This is a genomic window from Corynebacterium stationis (assembly GCF_001941345.1).
GTDB classification, from domain to species: Bacteria; Actinomycetota; Actinomycetes; order Mycobacteriales; family Mycobacteriaceae; genus Corynebacterium; species Corynebacterium stationis.
Map to the genome: position 1 here is coordinate 83,443 of NZ_CP009251.1, position 21,296 is coordinate 104,738.

Annotated in this window: 21 protein-coding genes and 1 riboswitch; of the genes, 8 read left to right on the plus strand and 13 right to left on the minus strand. The window is 54.2% G+C overall.

Annotated features, from left to right (window positions below):
- Positions 1-62: 62 nt before the first annotated feature.
- From CSTAT_RS00440 to CSTAT_RS00450, 3 genes are read right to left on the minus strand one after another with little or no spacing between them, the layout of a single operon-like run.
- On the minus strand, positions 63-1,712 hold the full coding sequence (locus tag CSTAT_RS00440; RefSeq protein WP_066792003.1) for an amidohydrolase: 1,650 nt from the start codon (positions 1,710-1,712) through the stop codon (positions 63-65).
- Entirely contained in the window at positions 1,713-3,062 is a 1,350-nt protein-coding gene (locus tag CSTAT_RS00445; protein ID WP_066792004.1) for an NAD(P)/FAD-dependent oxidoreductase, read from the minus strand.
- Between the two features lie 58 nt (positions 3,063-3,120).
- Positions 3,121-4,608 (minus strand): APC family permease, encoded by a 1,488-nt coding sequence (locus tag CSTAT_RS00450; RefSeq protein WP_075722095.1) that lies wholly within the window; start codon positions 4,606-4,608, stop codon positions 3,121-3,123.
- Between the two features lie 215 nt (positions 4,609-4,823).
- On the opposite strand from CSTAT_RS00450, the gene CSTAT_RS00455 reads away from it, so the two are divergent.
- Positions 4,824-5,414 carry a TetR/AcrR family transcriptional regulator gene (locus CSTAT_RS00455; protein ID WP_075722096.1) on the plus strand — a complete coding sequence of 197 codons (591 nt, stop codon included), beginning with the start codon at positions 4,824-4,826 and terminating at the stop codon, positions 5,412-5,414.
- A gap of 56 nt (positions 5,415-5,470) precedes the next feature.
- Complete coding sequence (locus tag CSTAT_RS00460) at positions 5,471-6,421, plus strand: aldo/keto reductase (RefSeq protein WP_075722097.1); 951 nt, start codon at positions 5,471-5,473, stop codon at positions 6,419-6,421.
- A 2-nt stretch (positions 6,422-6,423) separates the two neighbouring features.
- Here CSTAT_RS00460 and CSTAT_RS00465 read toward each other — a convergent pair whose 3' ends face one another.
- Genes CSTAT_RS00465 through CSTAT_RS00485 form a run of 5 tightly spaced genes read right to left on the minus strand, consistent with a single transcriptional unit; the run spans position 6,424 to position 11,213 of the window.
- Positions 6,424-7,275, minus strand: coding sequence for an alkaline phosphatase family protein (locus tag CSTAT_RS00465; protein ID WP_075722098.1), 852 nt, complete (start codon positions 7,273-7,275; stop codon positions 6,424-6,426).
- Positions 7,275-8,366, minus strand: coding sequence for an ABC transporter ATP-binding protein (locus CSTAT_RS00470; RefSeq protein WP_075722099.1), 1,092 nt, complete (start codon positions 8,364-8,366; stop codon positions 7,275-7,277). Before CSTAT_RS00470 ends, CSTAT_RS00465 begins: the two co-directional genes overlap by 1 nt.
- Before the next feature lie 2 nt (positions 8,367-8,368).
- Positions 8,369-9,190: an ABC transporter permease gene (locus CSTAT_RS00475; protein ID WP_083640560.1), complete on the minus strand. Its 822-nt coding sequence runs from the start codon at positions 9,188-9,190 to the stop codon at positions 8,369-8,371.
- Positions 9,175-10,080 (minus strand): ABC transporter permease, encoded by a 906-nt coding sequence (locus tag CSTAT_RS00480; protein ID WP_075722100.1) that lies wholly within the window; start codon positions 10,078-10,080, stop codon positions 9,175-9,177. The genes CSTAT_RS00475 and CSTAT_RS00480 overlap by 16 nt, the downstream gene beginning before the upstream one ends.
- Positions 10,080-11,213: an ABC transporter substrate-binding protein gene (locus CSTAT_RS00485; RefSeq protein WP_075722101.1), complete on the minus strand. Its 1,134-nt coding sequence runs from the start codon at positions 11,211-11,213 to the stop codon at positions 10,080-10,082. Before CSTAT_RS00485 ends, CSTAT_RS00480 begins: the two co-directional genes overlap by 1 nt.
- A gap of 234 nt (positions 11,214-11,447) precedes the next feature.
- On the opposite strand from CSTAT_RS00485, the gene CSTAT_RS00490 reads away from it, so the two are divergent.
- Positions 11,448-12,116 carry an HAD family hydrolase gene (locus CSTAT_RS00490; RefSeq protein WP_075722102.1) on the plus strand — a complete coding sequence of 223 codons (669 nt, stop codon included), beginning with the start codon at positions 11,448-11,450 and terminating at the stop codon, positions 12,114-12,116.
- On the opposite strand, the gene CSTAT_RS00495 is transcribed toward CSTAT_RS00490, so the two are convergent.
- Positions 12,070-12,831: a GntR family transcriptional regulator gene (locus CSTAT_RS00495; RefSeq protein ID WP_066792012.1), complete on the minus strand. Its 762-nt coding sequence runs from the start codon at positions 12,829-12,831 to the stop codon at positions 12,070-12,072. The genes CSTAT_RS00490 and CSTAT_RS00495 overlap by 47 nt on opposite strands.
- A gap of 394 nt (positions 12,832-13,225) precedes the next feature.
- Here CSTAT_RS00495 and CSTAT_RS13715 point away from each other — a divergent pair, with 394 nt between their 5' ends.
- A complete protein-coding gene (locus CSTAT_RS13715) occupies positions 13,226-13,504 on the plus strand; it encodes an aldo/keto reductase (RefSeq protein ID WP_228385286.1) in 279 nt (92 codons plus the stop codon).
- Between the two features lie 9 nt (positions 13,505-13,513).
- Here CSTAT_RS13715 and CSTAT_RS00505 read toward each other — a convergent pair whose 3' ends face one another.
- Positions 13,514-14,128, minus strand: coding sequence for a YdhK family protein (locus tag CSTAT_RS00505; protein WP_075722103.1), 615 nt, complete (start codon positions 14,126-14,128; stop codon positions 13,514-13,516).
- A 57-nt stretch (positions 14,129-14,185) separates the two neighbouring features.
- A complete protein-coding gene (locus CSTAT_RS00510; protein ID WP_075722104.1) occupies positions 14,186-16,273 on the minus strand; it encodes a heavy metal translocating P-type ATPase in 2,088 nt (695 codons plus the stop codon).
- A 156-nt stretch (positions 16,274-16,429) separates the two neighbouring features.
- Here CSTAT_RS00510 and CSTAT_RS00515 point away from each other — a divergent pair, with 156 nt between their 5' ends.
- Entirely contained in the window at positions 16,430-17,044 is a 615-nt protein-coding gene (locus tag CSTAT_RS00515) for a CueP family metal-binding protein (RefSeq protein ID WP_075722105.1), read from the plus strand.
- Positions 17,045-17,048: 4 nt separating this feature from the next.
- Here CSTAT_RS00515 and CSTAT_RS00520 read toward each other — a convergent pair whose 3' ends face one another.
- A complete protein-coding gene (locus CSTAT_RS00520) occupies positions 17,049-18,113 on the minus strand; it encodes a threonine aldolase family protein (RefSeq protein ID WP_075722106.1) in 1,065 nt (354 codons plus the stop codon).
- Positions 18,114-18,161: 48 nt separating this feature from the next.
- Positions 18,162-18,608 (minus strand): hypothetical protein, encoded by a 447-nt coding sequence (locus tag CSTAT_RS00525; protein ID WP_066792020.1) that lies wholly within the window; start codon positions 18,606-18,608, stop codon positions 18,162-18,164.
- A gap of 138 nt (positions 18,609-18,746) precedes the next feature.
- Here CSTAT_RS00525 and CSTAT_RS00530 point away from each other — a divergent pair, with 138 nt between their 5' ends.
- The 3 genes from CSTAT_RS00530 (at position 18,747) to thiE (ending at position 21,290) form a co-directional block, all read left to right on the plus strand.
- The gene (locus CSTAT_RS00530; RefSeq protein WP_066839026.1) at positions 18,747-19,205 is read left to right on the plus strand and encodes a type II toxin-antitoxin system Phd/YefM family antitoxin; all 459 of its coding nucleotides are present in this window, start codon (positions 18,747-18,749) and stop codon (positions 19,203-19,205) included.
- Positions 19,206-19,652: 447 nt separating this feature from the next.
- Positions 19,653-19,748, plus strand: a riboswitch (TPP riboswitch).
- A gap of 85 nt (positions 19,749-19,833) precedes the next feature.
- On the plus strand, positions 19,834-20,643 hold the full coding sequence (gene thiM, locus CSTAT_RS00540; RefSeq protein WP_075722107.1) for a hydroxyethylthiazole kinase: 810 nt from the start codon (positions 19,834-19,836) through the stop codon (positions 20,641-20,643).
- The gene (gene thiE, locus CSTAT_RS00545; RefSeq protein WP_075722108.1) at positions 20,640-21,290 is read left to right on the plus strand and encodes a thiamine phosphate synthase; all 651 of its coding nucleotides are present in this window, start codon (positions 20,640-20,642) and stop codon (positions 21,288-21,290) included. Before thiM ends, thiE begins: the two co-directional genes overlap by 4 nt.
- Positions 21,291-21,296 lie beyond the last annotated feature (6 nt).

The window sequence follows — 21,296 nt, forward strand, 5'->3', positions numbered from 1 at the left end:
GCGCTGAGAAATGGTTCAGGCAATATTGGAACGGGTTTGTTGTAGATGATCGAATTATTGAGCTAGTTCGTTTTACCAGCTACCCAGCGCCCTAAGACTTGGGTTTGGTGAACCTGCTTGATGTCGCTGGTGAAGATATCGCGGTCGAGAGCGATGAAGTCGGCAGACTTCCCAGGTTCGATGGTGCCTGTTTCTGCAGCGATGCCCAGAGCTTTGGCGGATTCGCGGGTAAACGCAGCCATGGCTTGGGGCAGGGTGATGGCCTGATTGATGTTGACCGTGCGATGGCCGTAGTCAGCATCGGATTGGCTGGCAGCGGCTTGTCGGGTGACCATGCCTTCGATACCTAACCAGGGGTTTAGAACAGGCAGGCCGACAGGCCAGTCGGAACCGCCGGAAATAAGTGCACCGGTGGCGAGTAGGTCTTTGAAGGGCCAGATATTCGCCATGGTTTCGTCGGCGACGAAGTCGGAGATGCCATCGGTAAGCGGGCTGGGAAACCACATGAAGGGGCAAGCATCGGCAGCAACGTTGAGCTCCGCGAAGCGCGCCAGATCCTGCTCGGAGATAAACGACATATGAGCGATCTGCATGGCAGGACCGCCGTTTGTATCTTGGCGGACGATTTCGGCGGCATCGAGAGCCTGGCGCACCGACGCATCGCCGGTGGCGTGCAGCTTGGCATCAAGACCGAGCTCAGCACAGCGGCGAAGTGCTGCCACGAGATCATCTAAAGTCCAGTAGAGCTCACCACGGAAGTTGGGGTCGTGGCTGGAATGATTACATTTATACGGATTCAACAGCGCCGTTGTGTGCGTGGTGGGAACGCCATCTAAAACGAACTTGGCAAAGCGTGGTTTCACGTGTTCGCTTTCAAACTCCATGCCGGCGGCGAAGAGTTCTTCACCTACAGTGCCGTCTTCAATGAAGGGACGAATGGGCATCGATGCAATCACGCGCATGTCTAACTCGCCGGATTCTTCCAACGCGGCTAAGCCCTCAAAGTGCGGCAGCATGGTCGCGGCATCTTGCACAGTCGTTATCCCCAGCGCAGCCAGGCGATCTAGCGCGGCTTGTAATGCTTTAACCTGGCGCTGATGCGGATCAACGTGAGACTTAGCAGCAACACCTTCGGCTACCGCGCAGGCCAGCTCCCACAAAGCGCCCGTGAGCCGGCCTTGATCGTCACGGACATACGTGCCGCCTTCTGGGTCGGGGGAATCGGCTGTAATACCCATGGCCTCCAAAGCGGTGGTGTTGACTTGCCGGTTGTGCATGGTGTCATCGCGCAGCAGCACCGGATGGCCGTGAGAAGCTTCATCGAGCTTTTCTAAGAACTCCACGTTATTGAGCATGGGCAGCACACCGCTGCCGATGATGCCGCCGATAACCCACTCACCTGGTTTCAGGCGCGAGGTCCACTCGCGCACCTTCGCCAAGATAGTTTCAGCATCGTCGGTGGGATCCAAAGCTAACTCGTGAGCCAGCTGGGTGCCGCCGAGGCTTAGGTGCAGGTGGCCATCGATAAGCCCCGGCGTAACAATGCCTTTATCAATGATGATGGTCTCATGTGGTGTGCCAACTTGGTCCTCCACTTCGTGGAGCGCGCCCGTGGCGATGATACGGCCATCTGCAACGGCGAAGGCTTCGACCCAGTCATCATCGGCAACGCCGGTCCAAATCTTTCCGGTGTATACGGTTGTCTGCGTCATTTACTGTTCCTTTGTCTCCCGCATGCTGTTGATGACCTGGCGGGCGGTGGTCATGCCTTTTTCTAGCGCGCCGTCGACGCAGACGCCGCGCCAGCCGTAGGCATAATCGGAGCCGGCGAAGAATAACTGCGAATCGATGTCGTCGAAAAGGCTCCAACCTTGGGTGAATTGGCCCTTGCGCAGGGTTCCCCAGGCCTGGCCAGCCCACTTATCGGCAACCCAGTTGTGGCCGGTGGTATCGACAACCTCGAGGTCATCGCGCCATTGGTTGATAACAGCTTGGGCGTCTTCGATGGAGTTGAGATCAATATTGGTGTTGTCGTAGCCAAAGCCGACCAGGATGGTGGTGTCGTCATCCATGAAGTATTCGGAGCGCACCACGGACATCTTGGCTGGCTTTGGTGCATAGCCTAGGAAGCGGTGGTGACCTTTGATCTTGATCCAGATCTTCGCACCTTGGGAGTTCCACTTGTCATCGATAACGCTTTGTACAGCATCGGGTAGGGCAGGGGAGAATTCAATATTGCTCAGCGCGCCCACTGGCACGGTGCAGATTACTGCCGATGCTTCGATGACCTCACCCGATTCGGTAGTTACGGTTGCGCCGTTGTCATGGTGCTCAACCTTGGCCACCGGGGTGTTCAGGCGAATTTCTTGGTTGAGGTCGCCGGCGATTCCGTTATATAGCGAGCGCATGCCGTGATTGAGCTTCCACTTCAAGGTGATATCTTCCATCACGCGGTAGCGATTATCAGACAGCGCGCCCCATTGCTTCGCCATCAGCGCTGAGCCGGTGTATGGGTCGCCGATGTATCCGGCGCACCAGAAGGCATCGACAAGATCGATAGTTTCTTGGTCGAATCCGGCTTCTTTCACAAGGTCAATGGCGTTTTTCTGGTCATCGGCAAGAAAGCGTTCACGCACTTCGGCTGGGCCGTCGAAGTCATCTGAGAGAACCCATAGCGGATCATGCGGGTTAGGGAAGTACTCTTCACTGCCTTCATAGGTCACGCCCATTGCAGCGGTGAGCTTTTCATCCAGGTCATCCTCGGTGCCTTTGACTACCTTGCCGTCCGTTACCCAGTGGGCATCATTGCCGGAAGGAGACGCCGTGATCTCAGTGCGCTGACCATAGCGCATGATCTCAGTCCAGGTGTGCGCTTGGAACCAGTGCACCCAGGTAGCGCCCAATTCCAGCGGGCGACCCATGCGCTCTTCGGTCCAGGCACGCCCGCCGATGCGGTCTTTGGACTCCAAGATTTCATATTCAATGCCGGCGGTTTGCAGCTCGCGCGCGGCAACGAGGCCTGCGAATCCGGCACCGATGATGACAACTTTGTTCTTAGACATGATTAAGGTTTCCTTTTCTTGAAGTGAAAAATGTTGATGGCTTCGAGTAGGCAAACGCCTACACCGGCGCCGCGGGCTCAGGTTCTATCTCCGCTACCTCGCCCGTGATGTGCGCGGAGTTCATGGTGTTGCGGCGGATCAAAATCTCACCCCAGATAAGGCCAATGAGCCCGGAACCTAAGATGATGGCCGGCATGATCCAAATCATGAAGAAGTCTTCGGTGTCCATCATGAGGTTGAAGTTGATGAGAATCAGCGCGGTCACCGCCGCCATACCGATGCCGGCGAGCAGCGGCGCGATAGTTTTCACAAACACGCTGTACTCGCGGTGGTAACGGTTCGCCCACACCATTACGGCAAAGCTGGTGACAGCCAGCAGGAAGGTCAGGCCAAAGGCCGCGGCGTTGGTAAACCAGGTAAATAAGGTCGCCACTGGAAACAGGAATTCTTGTTCCGAGCCACTGCCGACGATGGCAAAGACGGCCAGCACGACAATCGCCAGGATGGATTGCGCCAGCGAGCCACCAATCGGCGCACCGTTCTTCGCGGTTCTTCCGAAGGCTGCAGGAAGAACCCCGGATTGCCCAAGGGAGAAGAAATACCTCGCCGCAGCATTGTGAAAAGCAATCAACGCCGCCATGAGGCTGGTGACAAAAAGCAGGTGCGCGGCATTGGATGCGGTGGTGCTAAAGTCCGCGAGCCAGACAAAGACCAGGTCGGGACCAAATTCTTGCGCTTGGCTAACGATGCTCCCTGGACCCACGCCCATCTGCAACGCCCACGCGGAGAACGCATAAAAAGCAGCGATAATGCCGACGGCAATATATGTTGCACGTGAAACAGTACGCTCAGGGTTCTTGGCTTCCTCGGAGTAGATAGCGCCGGATTCAAAGCCCATGAAAGCGGCCATCGTAAAGGCTAAAAGCACACCGATGCCTGGGGTGAAGAACTGATCTGGCTGCCAACCGCTGGTGCTGACTCCTTCTGGGGCATTGGCAATCGCCATGACGGAGAAGACAATGACCACCAAGAATTCCAAGGTGACGATGACGCCAAGTACCTTGGCCGAGAAATCGATGTTGTTCACGCCCAAGATGCCAACGATGAGCCATCCCACGATGCCAAGCAACCACCAGGGCAGCTCAATTCCGGCCAATGCTGTCAAAGCATTGGCCGCGGAGAACCCGAAGAGTCCATAAAGGCCAATTTGCATGAGGTTATACGCAACGAGCGCCAAAATAGCGCCCGCGATTCCTTGGCGCAGTCCCAATCCACGCGCAATGAAGACGTAGAAAGCGCCTGAGGATTGAATCTGGCTGGCCATGCGCCCATAGCCCACGGCGAAAAGCGCCAGGATGATGCCAAGCACCACGTACCCGATGGGCACTCCGAGCAGTCCTGCAACCGCGTAGTTAGTGGGCGCACCACCAGCGAGCACTGTCAAAGGTGCCGATGCCGCGATGATGATAAATACCAATGACGCCGTGGACAGCTTTCCGCTTTTGAGCCCATTGCGAGTGTCTTGTTGTGACGGTGAAGTAGCCATATCGGTCTTTTCTGCCGGGAATAAGGATTGACGTGAATCTCTCTACGTTTTTAAAGTGGTTCACACCACGTTTAAGTTCTACTGGTGTAGAGGATAAACTTGAAGTGACGCATTGGCAAGGGGATATCTGAAATTAGTTTGAACCACGCAACAACCAACTTGAGCAGCGGAGTGCTTAGTACAATGTCAACAGCACTATTGAGTGGAGAAAATGAATGCCAAAAGTAGTTGACCATGTACAGCGCAAGCGGGAGCTTGTTGAATCAACGTGGCGGGTTATTGCGCGCCGGGGACTAGCTGGTGCCACTATGCGGCAGATTGCTGAAGAAGCAGGCTATGCCAATGGTGCGTTAAAGCCGTATTTTCACACCAAGATGGACCTTTTAGAGGCCACGTTTGAACACGTTTATAGCTCTACCGAAGAGCGTATTAGGAAGTCCATCGAAGGCCTGCGTGGGTTTGAAGCACTGCGTGCGATGTGCCTGGAAGTCCTCCCAGTTACTGAACGACTGCGTGATGAGGCGCGGATAGTTGTGTCATTCTGGGACAGCGCTGCCCAAGATGAGAAACGTGCGGCACTTGCTGCGGTTTCAACGAATCGGTGGTGCGAGATGATAGCCACCATGCTCAAGGAAGCTAAAGAAGATGGGCTGCTTCGTTCAATTGCTGACATCGAGAGCACAGCGGAGCTTTTAGCGGTATTCTTGCAAGGCTCGCAGATCACCGCGGTTATGGACCCAGACGGTTTTAATGAGGAGCGGATCCTTAATCAGCTGGAGGCGTACTTGGATCTTCTGCGCGCATAAAAGGCTAGACTCGCCCGCAACAGATCCGAGTGGACTACAAGCCAAGAGGAAGATTTATGCGAAGCGTTGAACTAGGCAGCAGCGGGCAACAAGTACCCAACATTATCGCGGGAATGATGCGCATCGGAGATAAGTCTGACGCGGAGATTCGTGGTTTATACGATGCCGCGCGTGAGGCTGGCGTCAGCTACTTTGATCATGCGGATCTCTATGGCTTCAACTTTCCCAACGGTGGATACCATCTGTGTGAGCGTAGGTTCGCTGAAGCCGTAAAACTTTCTTCCTCAGAACGTGAAGAAGTTACTCTGCAGTCGAAGACGGGAATCGTTGAAGACCCGTGGGGATACGACCAGTCCTACGAGCATATTGTTTCCTCAGTAGATGAATCCTTGAAATCACTGAACACGGAATACCTTGATGTGCTGTTGCTGCACCGTCCCGATGCACTGGTGGAAACAGAAGAAGTAGCGCGTGCCTTTGATGAACTTGAGGCAGCCGGCAAGGTGCGTGCCTTTGGCGTATCGAACCACACTCCGCGTCAGATTGATCTGCTCAAGACTGCTGTGAAACAGCCACTTCTTGTGAACCAGGTGCAGTTTTCTATCACGCATTCTTCGTTGGTTGCGCAGGGTATGACATCCAATATGACAACGTCGGATGATGCGTTTACGCGCGATGGTGGCGGTCTAGTGGACTACGCGCGGGTGAATAAGATTACGCTGCAAGCATGGTCGCCAATTCAAATAGGCCATGAGCCAGGCATCTTCTTAGGTTCCCTAGACTATCCGGAACTCAACGCTGAGATTGAACGCCTAGCCACGAAATATGGCGTGAAACCGATCGCGATTGCGGGCGCGTGGATTACACGACACCCTGCGAATATGCAGGTTGTCCTCGGCACTACAACACCGTCACGCATCGTCGATGCTGCCGCTGGTTCCGATATCCGGCTGACCCGCGCTGAGTGGTACGGACTTCTTCAAGCAGCGGGTCACAAGCTTCCTTAACCTTAAGCTTCCCGTTCACGCAAGATGAGCGGAGTGATCTCTTCTGGGCGTAGCTCCTTTTCCCAGTCTGGTGTATAACCATCGGGAGACCAGGCGATTACCCAAGATTCTTTTTCGCGTGCGGTATCACCGCCATGGCCACCTTCATCTACGTGGCCGTGGTCGGTGGTGATGACGACCAGCCAGTCTTCAGCAAATGTTTCGTGGCGTACGGAGATGAGGTCGGTTAGGGCTTTGACGTGGGCATCGACACGCTTGATTGCGTCACGATAGTGGTTACCCTCAAGCCCGTGGATATGGCCGGCGTCGTCAACATCGCAGCAGTAGGTAAATCCCACATCAAATGAACCAGATTTCAATGCGGCAAGGGTGATATCGGTGATTTCAGCATCAATTACTGGGTAGCCAAAGGTCTCTCCGTCGCGAACAATGACGCGGTGAAGGCCAGCGTATTGCTGTTCCATTCGGGGATGAATAATAGGGCCAAGACCATGTGGATCTACTAGCACTGGCCACCCAGCAGCTGCGAAAGTATGGGTGTCCTGGTCCTGGTAAAAGCACTGAGCCAAGAAGTCAGGGCGATTCCAAGTTCTACCGCCCACGCAGGAATTGTCTTTCAAGCCATGTTGAGCGTGGGTAGAGCCGGTAAGAATACTTCCCCAACCTGGGGCAGAAATAGTTGGTGCTTCCATGGTCATCTCATGGAAAGAGCCTGCTTCAGCCAGTGATTTTAGGGTAGACCCCACATGATCTTCAGCAGCAATGTCCCAACGCAGCCCATCGAGACCGATGAGCAAGATGCGGCGCCTATTGCTTTCACGGGCTGGACTAAGTCCAGGGATTGGATAACGCATTAGAGAATTTCCTCCTGATATTCCATCAAACTTTCTGATTCTTTTTTCGTGGGAGAACCAATAACGGTGTCATCGCGCTGTATACGCAGGCTCGCGGGTTCGCCAATCTGCAAAGCTTCAGCATTGCGGCTGGACATGTCCACGCGGATGGGGGAACGCTCAGGACCTGTGAGGGTGACTGAGGTGAAGATGCCGCGCAACTGCTTATTAAGTACTACGTGCTTACCAGCGGGATCCGCATTAACTTCAATTTCCTCAGGACGGACAAGCGCAACAGCGGTGTCGCCACTAGCGAACTGGTGTTCATTGGTCACGAACAATGAAGAACCCAGAACGTGGATATGACCATCATGCAAGATTCCAGGAAGACGGTTGACTACACCAACGAACTCGGAAATGAAGGCTGATTTTGGCTGGTGATAAAGCTCGCTAGGGGTTCCGATCTGTTCGATGATTCCTGCGTTCATCACACCAATTCGGTCAGCCATCACAAGAGCTTCTTCTTGGTCATGGGTGACTAAAAGAGTTGAGATGCCTTCTGACAGTTGAATACGGCGGATTTCATCGCGCAATTGGGAACGTACCTTTGCGTCCAGCGCAGAAAGAGGTTCATCCAGCAGGAGTAATTCAGGAGAGATAGCTAGAGCACGAGCGAGCGCTACACGCTGTTGCTGTCCACCAGACATCTGAACTGGGAATTTATCCATATGCTCGGAAAGACCTACGAGCTCAAGCAATTCTTCAGCACGCTTTCGACGTGCAGCCGTGTCAGTGCCACGGATTCGAAGGCCATAGCCCACGTTGTCTTTAGCAGTCATGTGCGGGAAAAGAGAGTAAGCTTGGAAGACAATGCCCATGTTGTGTTTGCGGGTGGGGACCTTCGAAATATTCTTGCCATCGACCAGGATTTCACCAGAGTCAGAGTGCTCAAGTCCCGCCAGAACCTTTAACGTTGTGGACTTTCCACAACCGGATGGCCCTAAGAGTGCAACCATTTCGGCGTCGCCCAAATGGAGGTTCAGATTATTGAGCACAGTCTTAGAACCATAGGACTTAGTAACATTTTTCAACTGAATGCGAGGCTGCGTCATGCTTAATCGCCTTTCTGATTCTTAGTTTTGTCAGCCTTGGAAGTCGCAGAGATGATGCTCAGTAGCGCCCAAGTCAACAGGATCGTGATGAAAGAGAGTGCGGCGATGCCGCGTGGGTTATTGCGGGAAACTTCCACAATGAATACCGGGAAGGTGTAGTGCAACAGCAAAGACGCCATGGCGAATTCGGCCAGAACTAGAGCTATGCACAAGAGGGATGCCGACAACATCGAGACGCGAAGATTAGGAATAACTACTCGGATAAGCGTCTGCAGATTGGAAGCACCCAGAGAAGAGGACGCAGAAAAGAGCGTGCGGAGATCCAGGGCTTTAACGCCGGCATCAATAGCCCGGTAACACAAAGGCATGGCGATGATGACGTACAGAGGTACCAAAGACCATAAGGAAATAAGGAAGCCAGGTGCCACGGCGCGGTAAAACTCCGAAACGCCAGAAACTAGAGCTACTGCTGGGATAACAATGGGAAGTACCGATAGAGTCTCAGCGGCTTTCGCTAGCTTCGGAGAATTCAGATTCAGATAAACAATGGTAGGAACTAGGAGAACCAACATAACCACGGTAGTTGCTACTGCGAGCAACAAAGTGTCCCGCAATGCGCGCCAGGCACGAGGGTTTTCGAAGGCTTCTACGAGCGGACCGAAAGTAAACCCTTCGCCGGGCCGCGAGAAGCCAAAGATGGCTGCGGCTACCCAAGGAGCGAAAAAGAAAACCAGCGCGATGATGAAGACCGCCGTAACAGCCGTAGAGTTGTTGGCCTTGTGAGCCGCTGGAGTTGGCACGGGAGTAATTAATTGCTGAGCCATTTATTGCTCCTTCGAGACAAAATCATGCGCAAACCCATAGAGACGATAATGATGAGCATCATCCAGGTAACCATTGCCGCAGCGAGGCTAGGGTTTAACAAAACATTTCCGCTGATGAGGAAGCCGATAACAATAGGGACCAAGTTCAGCGAACCACCTGCTAGCGCATAAGCAGTAGCGTATGCGGCAAAGGCATTAGCGAAAAGTAGCAGGACAGAGCCGAGCATCGAAGGCCACAACACCGGAAGAGCAATATCTTTGAGATATTGCGTGCGGGTTGCCCCTAAAGAAGAGGCCGCGTTGAACCATTCCTTTTTTAATCCGGCCATAGCGGGAAGCATGAGAACGGTCATCAAAGGAATTTGGAAATATAGATAGACTAGGGCAACTCCCCAGAAATCGGTAAGCGAGAATGCCTCAGAAAAGCCCGGGTAGAAGCGTTCTACGGCCTTGGTCATCAAACCTTGGGTACCCAGAAGCGCAACAAATCCGTAGGCCAACTGCACGCCACCAGATTGAGCAGCAAGAGCAGAAAAGCTATTGACCAGGCCATTGAGCCATTTTGGTCCCGCAGGAGTGGTGAGAGCCCAAGCGAGGACGAGACCGAGTACACCACCTACCACGGCGGTGAGAATGGACAGACCAAAAGTCAGTGCAAATGCTGATCGGTATCCGGTTCCCATTGCCTCTGTCATAGAAGCAGTCGATGGATTACCGGCCGGGTCCTGAAAAGCTTTTAAGACATTGGTCAGGATGGGAATAATGAGAAAAGCAGCAACGAATGCGAAGAAGGGGAGCGCACCAATGACACCAGAAAGAGAGTACGAGAATTTCTTCTGTTTAGGCGGAGCAGGTTGCTCCTGAACTTCAGGAGAAAGCGAAGGGGTCATTAGTACTTGACCTTTTGGGCCCATTCGGCGGCAATGACGCTATTAGCAGCATCGCCTTGCTCTGGGGTAGGAAGCTCAACCTTCTCCAAGATCTCTGGATCTGGGAGGTTGTCCAAGGCTTCATCGGAAAGCTTGCCTGCCTCAGCAAGTTCAGTAAAGCGCGCCGGGATTGCGCCGCCAAGAGCGTACTGCTCCGAACCTTCATCAGAGGTGAGCCAATCTACCCACAGGCGAGCAGCGTTTGGGTGTGGAGAAGAAATGGTAACTGGCTGCGCGTAGTAGTTACCGAAAACGCCATCTTCTAGAACGATGGTTTCAAAGTTGACCCCGTCTTTTTCCAACTGCTCAGCACGGCCAGCCCAGTTGTAATTCCAGTCAAAGACCACGGCTGCTTCACCGGTCGTTAATGCTGATGAAGCATCAGATACTGGTACCAAGTTGCCCATTTCTGCTAGTTCCGCGAAGTAGTCAATACCCGGCTGAATATCATCAAGGGATCCGCCGTTGGCTAACGAAGCCGCGAAGACTGTCGCGATTGAAGACGCTCCCTGGCGTGGATCACCAGGCAAAGCAACCTTTCCGCGGTATTGAGGATCCTTCAAATCCTCAAAGCTCGTGGGAACGTCAACTTCATCGGTGTTAACTGCAACGGAAAGCACGCCATAGTAAGCACCAACCCATTCACCCTCAGGGTCTTTCAGATTATCTGGGATGGAGTCCCAATTTGATGGACGATATTCCTCTACCAATTCCTGAGACTTAGCTGGGGTGGTGAAAGAGTACCCAATATCAAGAACATCTGGTTGGTTGTCTTGGCCGCGAAGGTTCTTTACGGCTTCGAGCTCTTCAGCGGAGGAGGCGTCCGGTGAATCCACGAGGATATCAACGCCATATTTTTCTTCAAATTCTTCAAAGTGGCCCTTGTAGTTCGCCCAAGTCTCTGGGTATGCGATGAGTCGCACTTCGCCTTCATCTTGAGCTAAAGAAACAATTTCATCCAGATCCGAACCGATAGCGCTTGCATCGGTGGTCTCACTGGATGCACTGCCACAAGCTACGAGAAGGGAGCTGGTGAGAAGAGTCGCGGTGCCGAGAGTAACCGTGCGCCGTGAGAAGAAGTGACGAATAGACATGGTTGAGCCTTTCAATTTTTAAAAGCAAAGTAGTGGCTGACCAAAAGTATTAGCGTACTTTCTGCTTTTCACAGCGTGCGTCAGCGTCATAAACGAGTATGGAGGATCGATATTGCGAAGAAGTACCGTTGAAGTAAACGTTAGAAGAAGCTTTTTATAGACCTTTAACTAACTCTTCCGGACCTTTAAAGAAATGGCTTAGGTTAAGAAGAGTCCACGATTAAAGGAGGAAAAGTGCGGGTAGAGGAACTAATAGGAGTATCTAGAGGAATCCTTTTTGATTTCAACGGAACCTTAAGTAACGACGAAGGTCTCTTGGAGCAGGCCTATGATTCGGCTCTATTGCAGTTGGGATTGACTCGGTTGGATCCGGGAGAATATGCGGCACTGTTGGGGCGCTCAGACCCTGATATCGCGCAGGCTGTACTTGAGCACCGTGGTGAAGGTGCTCGGATCAACGAGTTTTTGAGTGCCTTAGCTGATATCTATCCGGCGGCTAGCATTTCTGCTGGGTGCTTGACACCAGATTCCGTTGCTTTCGTGAAGTGGCTACTTAACAATGACAAGAAAGTCGGGATCGTAACTGGGACCTTAAGGTCCATGATTGAACCGGTGCTTGCGGAGTACGGGTTGGCGGAAGAGCTGAACTGCCTGGTGACCATTGAAGATGTCCAAGCAGGAAAACCCGATCCAGAGGGGTTTGCATTGGGTGCCCAGCTCCTAGCGGTTAAAGCACAAGAAATCTTGGTTTTTGAAGACTCAAACGCGGGCCTTACTGCTGCCGACAGCTTAGGAATGCGGGTGGTGGGCATTGGTGGCGCCATTGAAACCCCACGTTTGGCCGCTCATTATTCAACTATGGATGATCTAGCTGCGGAAGTTGTTGCGCTTGAAGGTTCGTAGTGACCATCACTTGAGCAGAGTCGCAGCGCAAAATATCTTCTGAGTACTCAACTGGGCTATTGGATTGGTCATAAGCTACACGGTGGATTTTCAGTAGTGGATGTTGTGCTGGCACTTTGAGTAATTGTTGTTCTCGGGTTTGAGCAGCAAACGGTAAGAAAGATTCCCATTTGGCTGTTGGTTTGTGCCGGTAGACATCGGTAAGAAGCTCATAAAGTGACCCTTCCAAATCTTGGTGAAGGAGGTCTGGCGCAACAGTAACTGGGAAATAAGAATCCTCGATGAGCATAGGAGAATTATTTACAGTTCGAAGGCGAACAACGTTGAAAAGTTGTTCGCCTTTAGATAGACCCAAGGCTGCCCGGTGCTTTTCAGTGGCGGTCACTAAATCGGTATGGATGAGAGTGGAGTCTACCTTCATGTCTCTTTCACGCAGCTGGGGCAAGAAGCCTTCCATGCGGTTGATTTCAACCAGTGGCGGAGCAGTAGCGATAAAGGTACCGCCGCCTCTGCCGCGTTTGCTATAAATTAGCCCTTCGCTTCTCAAAATTTTTAGCGCATGACGAATAGTCATGCGTGATACCTTGAACTGCTCCATAAGGGACCGTTCAGCAGGCAGTTTGTCGTCAGGGCCAAGCTCTTTGTTTTCAATTTGAGTGCGTAGGGTTTGTGCAATCTGAGCATAAGCCGGTAGCGAAGGCGTGAACCACTCCATGAATATAAGAATAGTGGAGCAGCCGGCTCATTTGTAACCCGTTTCTGGCGTCATCCCTGTTGTTTTACCGTCCCTATACTTGGTTCGTTCCGAACTGTCAGTTATCGGCAGATCTATGCTGCTGCCAGAAAGACGCAAAACGGCCCTTGGCGGCGAGCAGATCTGGGTAGGTGCGCGCTTTTGGCGTCTCCAATCACACTCCACGTCAGACTGGTCTGCTCAAGACTGCCGTGGAGCAGCCGATTCTGATCAACCAGGTGCAGCTGTCAATTACACATTCTGCTTTGGTTGCGCAGGGCATGACGTCGAATATGACAACGTCGGATGATGCTTTTACCCGCGATGGTGGTGGTCTAGTGGACTATGCGCGGGTTAATGACATCACGCTGCAGGCTTGGTCGCCTTTGCAAAAGGGAGTGAGCCGGGAATCTTCCTGGGCTCGCCAGACTATCCGGAACTCAATGCTGAGATTGAGCGTCTCGCTGAGAAATATAGCGTGGAACCCATCGCCGTTGCGTGTGCCTGGATCACGCGTCATCCTGCGAACATGCAGGTTGTGCTGGGCACGACGACGCCCTCTCGCATCGTCGATGCCGCAGCGGGTTCAGATATTCCGCTAGCCCGCGCTGAATGGTACAGCCTTATTCAGGCAGCGGGTCACAAGCTGCCTTAGGCTGATGGGTTACTGAGCGGGTTCGATTTCGCTTTCGGTAACCCACTTATGGTTTTTCATGGTCATCTCATCATTATTAATGTCAACCATGTACACCGTTTCCTGCGTGGAGTAATCAATCGTGGCCTCGGCGTCTTTCATCCCGGGCATGTGCTCAGCGGTCATCACTGCCTTGGCGCCATCAGCAAGCGGTGCTTCGCCGGGATCCACGAGTTCTTCGTGCACAACCCAACGGTGATCAGTAACTGGAGCATCGCCGTTAGTGGGGGTGTAGCTCACGGAATAGGTCGTAGTATCAAAGGCGCCGGAGATGGTTGCGGTTGCGCCATCCATGCCGGGCATGTGATCCGCGGTCAAGGTGACCTCAGCGCCGACGGGGTAGGTCGGGTTTTCTGCTTCCTCAATTCCGGCTGGGGGAGCGCCGCCGTCTTCAGGATGGTCGTGAGCCATGTCTTTGTGCCCTTCGTCCTCCGTTGCGTTTTCTGAAGTCGCAGCGTTGTCCGAGCTATCGGCCCTTTCGGAAGTAGCCGGCGCAGGCTCTGCGGAATCTGAGGCGTCGCTGCAGGCACTCAAGGTAAGAGCAGCGGCGAGCGTGAGAGCGATGAGAGAAGTGGAATGTTTCATGTGAAACCTTTCTGAGGTTGAGAAAATTATGGTTTAGAAAGCTTTATCATCAAGCGTTTATGGTTGAAGTTTTTCGCTTGAGGTAGCGGGTGCTACATGCGTTGGTTTTAGATCGATCCTTCTTAAAAGTTGGGCATTGAAGGCCACGATTATGGTCGACAATGACATCAAAATTGCGCCCACCGCTGGCGAGAGAACAAAGCCAATGGGAGCTAGTACACCAGCAGCGAGTGGGACCGCGAGGATGTTGTAGCCCGATGCCCAGACCAAGTTTTGAACCATCTTGGAGTAGCTGGCCTTGGACAACGTGATCATGGACAACACCGCGCGGGGATCATCGCTGGCGAGCACAACGCCAGCGGATTCCATGGCTACATCTGTGCCCGCGCCGATAGCGATGCCGATATCGGCCCGCGCCAGGGCAGGCGCGTCATTGACGCCATCGCCGACCATGGCCACGTCGAATCCGCGTTCCTGCAGTTCAGCGACTTTAGTGTCTTTGTCCTGCGGTAGAACTTCGGCAAAGACTTCGTCGATGCCCAATTCTTGGGCCACGCTTTCTGCAACTTGAGAAGCATCGCCGGTGATCAGCGCGACTTTCACACCCGCATCTTGCAGTGCTCGGACGGCATCGCGGGATTCGGGGCGGATGTGATCCTCGACGGCTATGGCCCCAATGACTTCCTTGTTGCGAAGCACGTGCAAGACTCCTGCGCCGCGGGAGGTCCACGTAGAAATCTTGTCGTGCAGTGAGTCAGGGGAGTCAACGCCAAGCTCGCGCAGCATATTGGGGCCTCCAACCATGATGTTTTCTCCATCGACGGTTGCTTGCACGCCACGACCCGCGGCGGTGCGGAAATCCGAGCCAACGCGCGGGCTTTGCGATGCCACTGGGTGCGCGGCTGCAGCAGTGACGATCGCTCGGGCTAGTGGATGCTCACTATTAATTTCAGCTGCAGAAGCTAGGGCCAGAACATCTCCCTCCGGCACTTCCGATGCTGCCGCGACACCGGTGACCGCGTGTGCACCTTCGGTTAAGGTGCCAGTTTTATCAAATAAAACAATATCGATGGAGCGCATGCGTTCAAGGGCAAGCCGGTCCTTGATGAGTAAGCCAGTTTTGGCGGCGCGTTCCGTAGAGATGGCAATGACCAGGGGGATGGCCAGGCCCAGGGCATGGGGGCAGGCAATGACCAGCACGGTGACGGTGCGGACAATGGCGTCATCAGGGCTGCCGATGATTGTCCAGACGATGGCCGTAATAATGCCAGCGGCTAAGGCAAACCAGAAGAGCAAAGCCGCGGCCCTATCGGCCAGGGCTTGCGCACGGGAAGAAGAATTTTGTGCTTCGGCAACCATGCGTTGAATACCAGCCAAGGTGGTATCAGCGCCGATCTTTTCCACTCGGACGCGCACGGTGTTATCCGTAGCCACGGTGCCGGCAATAACTGTTTCGCCACTGTTGCGATATACAGGCTGGGATTCGCCAGTGATCATCGATTCGTCGAATTCGGCGAAACCATCGATGATGGTGCCGTCAGCAGGTACTCGCGCGCCGGGGCGAACTAGTACGATGTCATCAGCAGTAAGTTCAGAGATGGCTACCGAGTGGATAGCATCGCCGTCAACCTTTTCTGCTTTCTCCGGAAGGAGGGCAGCTAAGGCATCGAGGGCAGAAGATGCAGAACCTAGGGCCCGCATTTCCATCCAATGGCCCAACAACATGATGACAACCAGCAGGGCAAGCTCCCACCAGAAGTCGAGTTCAAAACCACCGATGCCCAAAGTGGTAACCCATGAAGCGACAAATGCGACTGTGATCGCCATGGCAATCAGCAGCATCATGCCCGGTTGACGCGAGCGAATCTCTGACACGCCACCTTGGAGGAAAGGGCTGCCGCCGTAGAGGAAAATCACGGTTCCTAGAACCGGGGCGACCCAGGTTGAACCTGAGAATTCCGGCACGGTGTAGCCCAGGAAGGTGGCAAACATGGGGCTGAAGACAATCACCGGGACGGATAGTAGGAGGCTCAGCCAAAAGCGGTCTTTAAACATTGTGGCACTGTGACCCGCATGTTCATCATGGCTATGTACTTCATGACCATGATGGCTTGAGGACTTGTGATCGTGGTGTGGGGTACTCATGTCACTTCTTCTCTCAATTTTTAGGATTCTAGGAAACCGAGATATGGCGGAGATAGATATTTAAGCGCTATGAACAACGGTATACCCCGAGAGGGTATGTTTCAAGGAAAGCTAGCTCTTTGTCGGGATAGGAGAAATGGTGCTATTAATTAGCCTATGGAAAATATTCAGGATGGAGCTGGATCGCAACCAGTTAGCCCCCAGCGCGCTGCGAGAAAAAGCGCATCAATTGTTAGCGCAATCGTCGGTACTTCGCTCGCTTTAAGTGCTTGTTCATCCTCGGGCGCGGAGCAGGAAGAAGTACTAAACGCGTACGGCCTAGTAGGGATGGATGCTCGCGAGATTATTGACTATCTGGATCAGCAACCGATCGCTGAACGCCCTACTGATTTGATGGCTTCAGTAAGAAGCGAAGAATTGATCCTGAGCAATCAGGCGGGAGAAGTGACACTCGCTATGCCTGAGGACCGGAGTTATGTCTCGGTCGCCCCCTTCGTGTCGCAAACCCATGATTGCTACTATCACAGCCTTACCACCTGCGTGGGAGAGCTGGACAATGAGCCAGTAGAGGTATCAGTCTTTGATGAGGAAACCGGCACAACGCTTGTCGATGGCCCCGCCACGACCTTCGATAATGGCTTTGCCGGGTTTTGGGTTCCGCGCGGAAGCGCCGGTACCATCACGGTGAATTACCAGGGATTAGAGGGCACAACGGAATTTGCCACGGGAACAGAAGACGCAACGTGTATCACCGATTTGCGCCTTAGCTAGGGTGTCAAGCCCACACTTGTTTTATGGCTGCGGCAAAAGCGTCAATGTCGTTTTCAGTGGTGTCGAAGGAGCACATCCAGCGCACTTCATTGCGCGTGGCATCCCAGTCGTAGAAGTGGAAGTCTTGGCGCAGTTCATCGGCAATGCCGTCGGGCAGGGTGGCGAAGACTGCGTTGGATTCGGTGGCTTGGGTAAAGCTCAGTCCTGGTAGGTTGGCTTCTTCAAGTTTGCTGCGCAGGCGCTTGGCCATCGCGTTGGAATGACGAGCGTTGTTAAGCCACACGTCGCCTTCATATAGGGCGATGATTTGTGCGGAGATAAACCGCATTTTGGAAGCTAATTGCATCGATAGTTTGCGCACAAACGGCAACGCCTCCGCGCCACCGACTAGCGCATCGGGGTTTAAAACCACTACGGCTTCCGCACCCAGTGCGCCATTTTTGGTTCCACCCAGGCTTAAAGCATCCACGCCGGCCTCGGTGGTAAACGCTGATAGTGGTAGGCCCAAAGTTGCTGCTGCATTTGAAAGACGCGCGCCATCCATGTGCAGGGCCATGCCGCGAGCGTGCACATGATCCGCTAGCGCCCGAATTTCCTCTGGGGTATAGCAGGTACCCATCTCTGTGGTCTGGGTAATGGAAACCACCAGCGGTTGCGCGCGGTGCTCATTGCCAAAGCCCCACGCCTCGCGGTCGACTAATTCCGGGGTGAGCTTGCCGTCCTTGGTTGGCACGGGCAATAACTTGATGGAACCCATGCGTTCTGGTGCGCCGCCTTCATCGACATTGATGTGCGCAGTCGCAGCACAAATCACCGCACCCCACCGCGGCAACAACGCCTGCAAACCCACCACGTTTGCGCCAGTTCCGTTAAAAACCGGATACGCGGTGGCGGTGGAGCCAAAATGCTTCACGATGACATCGTCAAGCAATGCCGTGTACTCATCCGCCCCATATGCCGCTTGGTGCCCGCCGTTAGCTGTCGTCAACGCCGCCAGTACCTCCGGAGCAATGCCCGAATAATTATCGGAAGCGAAACTGTGCGCTTGTACGTTATGCAGGGATTTCACGCGGGACTCCTTCGAGATTCTTCGGCTCTGCAGAAAACCGTACATCGCTTATAACGAGAACTTGTGGGGGTCCATGCGTTCATCTGGGAATTGGTCGAGCGTAAAGGGGGTGAGCATAAATCTACCAATCCACGGAAGAGGAAACTCCCATACGTAATCCCAGTCATCTTCTCCTCGTTCTGCTTCCTCCCGCGTTAAGTAGGCCTTCATTGGGATAAAGTCACTGAACTCTGCAGCCAGCGGATCGTTTTGGTCCATGGAGATCTGGCCTGGAATGAATACGGATGTCGGTGGGGAATCAGGGTTTACGGTGAATGCGAGAGGTACCTCGGCCGAGATGAGAGGTGTTCCTTTTGCGCGGGCCTTGTCTGCCAGGCTACGGACCTCGTCTTCTGTCCATACTGATCCACAAACGACTGTCCACGTACGCGGATCGTTTGGCCTATTGTCCCAGGTCACAGTTCTGCCTCGGTAGATAATAAACATGCTGTTCATTGGTGCTCCTAAAGAAGGCGGGGAACAAGGGCCTTTGACAATCAAGGGTAGTAACAAAACTCGGGCCATGGGGGACTCGAGTTTTTGCGGAGGACAATAACACTAGACTTCCGAATACGTTCCGAATAGGATGTGGTTATGCCTATTACAGCTGATCGCCCCGACCAGACACGTCGCTCCTCGGATCTGAGCAAGCACTCGGCCGAGGTCTTCGCCGCAGCCGAAGACCATCCTGTCACGATCACGCGTCGCGACGGTGAGGCGCTGGTGTTGATGTCGCAGCGCGAGGCTGAGGGGCGCGCGCGTCTTCTCGAGTTTGCTGCACAGTTAATTACCGTAGCCATTGAGGAAGATGGAACGCTCACCGAACGCATGACGAAAATCTTTCCTTGGATGCTCGCCTTGTCTACAGCGGATCGTGAGTCCTGTGCGCAGGACCTCGTCGACGCTGCCCGCGCTTCGTTTGCCACCGAACAACCACACCTGGCAATCTCCGAGCTGACCTCTTGGAAAGAGACAGCCACCGCCGTTGCTGCTGGGCTGGGAAGCGCTGACCTCGAGTGGCTCGATGACGACGAGATCGTGGAGCGACCGTAATTGTGGCGCCCGCCAAGAGGGGAGAGCTGGTTCCTCGACCCCCGAAGAAGACTGAGTATGAAATCCGCTTCGCTACCAACGACGCTCGAAAAGGATGGCGGGATCTTGTTGCGACGATTCGCAACCCTATAACAGAGACGTGGGATTTTCTGACGAGAACACCGCTGACCACAACACCCACCAACTACCGGCTTAAGGGCGATCTCGCCACGGTCCAACGCGCCGGGAAAAGCTATGACCGCTGGCAGCACAAACCGACGGCGAAGGGCTCGGCGCGTATCTGGTTTTATGTGGATGGATACAGGGTGTTCCTCGAGCAGGTACACACGAGTCACCCAAACGAGACGAAGTAGCACGCTGGATGCTCGAAAAGGACATAAATTCTTCCCTCGGCATGCTCTGACTCAAAAGTTATTGCCGGGATACGCGGCCTGGGCTAGTGTAGTGCGTTAAGACACGGGGTGCCGTAAAGACCGGCTGAGATAACACCCGTCGAACCTGATCTAGTTAGTACTGGCGAAGGGATTGTCCGGATGAAACTGGCTGTGCGCGGATACCATTGGTGTCCTATTGAGCGCTGCGGTGATGCTGCACATTCTTCTTCGTCAGAGGAAGAAAGCGAAAGGCTATGACCTTATCTTTTGCCGCAGCATTGCTCGGTGAACTACGCGCGCACAATCCCTTGGTGCAGTGCATAACCAATTCGGTGGTTACCAACTTCACCGCCAATGTGGTGCTTGGTATAGGCGCAGCGCCGGCGATGACGGACATCGTCGGGGAAGCGGGCCCTTTCGCCCGGGTCGCGGGCGGGGTACTGGTGAATTTGGGAACCCCCACGCCGGAGCAACGCTTAGCGATGGAAGAAGCCGTCGCCGCCGCCAACGAATCCGCAACACCGTGGGTGTTGGACCCAGTAGCGATTGGCGCGTTGCCCATTCGCACAGCCTTGGCGCAGAAACTCGCGCCGCAAACACCGTTCGCGATTCGCGGTAATGCCTCAGAGATTCTTGCCCTGGCAGGGGAAGGAGCCGGCGGCAAGGGCGTGGACTCCACAGATTCCACAGAAGCAGCCGCGCCGGGCGCGATTGCTTTGGCGCAGCGTCTCAACACCGTGGTGGCGGTATCCGGGCCGGAGGATTTCATCACCGATGGCATCCGCGTTATCCGCGTGGCTAACGGCGATGAGCTTTTAACCAAAGTCACCGGCGGTGGTTGCGCGCTGGGCGCGTTGATAGCCACGTTTGCCGCAGTGCGCGGGTCCTATTCCCCGGTTGAAGCAGTCGCCGCGGCGCATGCGGTCTACGGCATTGCGGCCGAACAAGCTGCCGCGCAAGCAGCAGGTCCGGGGTCTTTCGCAGTTTCGCTTATCGATGCCCTCTCCACTCTCACCCCGTCCGCCATCTCCTCGGAGCAGCGCATCCGGGAGTACGCGGCATGAGCAGCAACCAGGATTATGGCATCTATTTAGTCACCGACCCGGTGCTGTGTGGAACCCGCGGCGTAGTGGAAACTGTACGTCTGGCCGTGGACGGTGGCGTGCACACGGTGCAGCTACGCGATAAAAATGCCAGCTTTGACCAGCAGCTATCCCAACTTGAGCAGCTCGCAGCTGTTATCGATGGCCGCGCGAAGTTAGTGATCAATGACCGTCTCGATGTCGCCGTCGAAGCCCAAAGGCGTGGCATTGCCATCGACGGCGTGCACTTAGGCCAAGGCGATGAAGCCGCATTTACCGCGCGCGAAGAACTCGGTACAGATGCCATTATCGGCTTAACCGCGAATACCGAAGATCACCTTGCTGCGGTTGCTGCGCTTCCTACCGGCACCGTGGATTATGTCGGCGTCGGTGTTATCCGGCCGACTTCCACCAAGCCCGACCATCCACCAGCACTGGGCATCGCGGGCTTTGCGCACCTGACCGCGTTGTCATCAGTGCCGACCGTGGCCATCGGTGGCGTCCTCCAAGAAGACATCGCTGATCTGCGATCCGCTGGAGCCGCTGGTGTCTGCTTTGTCTCCGCGCTGTGTGCTGCCGAGAATCCCGAGCATGTTGCCCGCAGCATGGCCGAATCCTGGAAGGAATAACAAAAC